Below are 1,629 nucleotides of genomic sequence, written 5' to 3'. Positions count from 1 at the left end.
CTTCGAAGAAATATCTCCGGCAATGGGCAAGACAGCATACCAGGGTCACATTCTCCACGCTGTTGTAGCCGGTATAGCCATCACACTCCAACAGTCCGGAGAACCCTTCCAGGAAATTTTTCGCATATTCACCTGCCCTCCCGGGCTGGTAATCATAAAGGATGATGGGCGGCTGGCCGTCGTTGCCGGTGAGATATATCCACAGATAAGAGTTTGAGGATGCCGCTTTCCCTTCCTCATGGAGGACCTGGCAGACGGTCTCATCCGCATGGAGGAGATCCCGTTTGATCAGGTATCCGTGGAGCAGGTTATAAACAGGCTCGAAATAGGCCAGCGCGCATTTGATACACCAGTTTGAGGTCGTCTCCCTGGCAAGCGGGGCACCCATTTGGAGCCAGTCCATTTCCTGGCGGTAAAAGGGAACCGAGTTCAGGAATTTCTGGTACATGACAAAGGCTGCCATAGACGGGGAAGCCGGGCTGTGTGCCAGCAGGGCAGTCGGTACCGGCGCCTTGACGATCGTGCCGGTATCTTCCTCACGGCAGACCGGACATGCAAGGACTTCCTGCATATATCGGATCCGTTCTACCTTTGCGGGCGTAATCCGCAGTTCCTCACGTACAAACTGCCATCCGATGGTCTCCATCGCAGCGTCACAATCCGGACAAAGCCTCTGGTCTTGCGGCATCGCACAGTGTACTTCCCTGACCGGCAGGTTTTTGTAGAGATCTTCCCGCTTGGCTTTTGGTTTCCGGCGGGTATGGCTGCGGACAGTGGATTTCTCCGTCGGCTCTTCCTGCCCTGCTTCCTCCTGGGCAGCCCTGCCGGCGGTCCTTTCCCTGGAAGTGCCGAAAAATTTCCTCTGGAATTCCGCAATGGTTTCATTCAGGTTCGCAACCGTAGCGTTTAGTTCCTGGATGGTTTTTTGGAGCTCCTGGATCTGTGCATTCTTTTGTTCAATTGTTTTTTGCAGGAATTCGATCAAATCGTCTTTATATTCCTCCACAGTCTGACCCGCCTTTCTGTTTTCGTTCCCTTTATTATAGAGGAAAACATGGAAGTCTGCAAACTGGCCCGGATACGTCCATCGGCATTTTGACGGACTTCTGATGTGTGGATCACTTCTGAAAATGCGGACTTATCCACCAAATGGCAGGATCCTTATTCACAGAAACTGTCCGTCAGGCAGCTATTTGTGGATAAGCCTCCTGAAAATCTGCCGTTGTGTGGATAACTTTTCTTTTTCCGGCTCCTAAGAGCAGAAAAAAGAGTTTTAAATTCTCTGTTTTTCACAAATACGGTCTAGAAATCCCTTTTTTGTGATGGACGTAACGCCCTGGGCTGGTCAATGGAAAGCCCTTCCATAAGCCATCGGTATTCCTGCCGGGTAAGCATCCGTGCTTCGGAGGCATTACGCGGCCATTGAAAACGGCCGGAGTCCAACCTCATATAAAGCAGAACAAAACCGTTTTTATCATGGTACAGTGCTTTGAGCCGGTCTGTCTTCCTGCCGCAAAAAAGATACAGTGTGTTTGCGTAAGGATCCATTTGGTAATGATCCCGGAGGATCGACATAAGGCCATTGACCGAAAGCCTCATGTCTGTACGCCCTGTGATAAGGCAGAGCTT

General features: G+C 51.0%; 2 protein-coding genes. Both read right to left on the bottom strand.

The annotated features are described in order from the left end of the window. A partial coding sequence (locus tag QZ305_RS11705) for an IS66 family transposase (RefSeq protein WP_294732179.1) occupies window positions 1–1,006 on the bottom strand: 1,006 nt, incomplete at its 3' end. Window positions 1,007–1,302: 296 nt separating this feature from the next. Next, window positions 1,303–1,629, bottom strand: a 327-nt coding sequence (gene tnpB, locus QZ305_RS11700; RefSeq protein ID WP_294732178.1) for an IS66 family insertion sequence element accessory protein TnpB, incomplete at its 5' end; no start/stop codon positions are given.

Origin of the sequence: uncultured Faecalibaculum sp. (assembly GCF_910588395.1) — a bacterium.
Taxonomy (GTDB): domain Bacteria; phylum Bacillota_I; class Bacilli_A; order Erysipelotrichales; family Erysipelotrichaceae; genus Faecalibaculum.
Note: the sequence above shows the minus strand (reverse complement) of the source record. Positions and strands in the feature narration are given on the sequence as shown.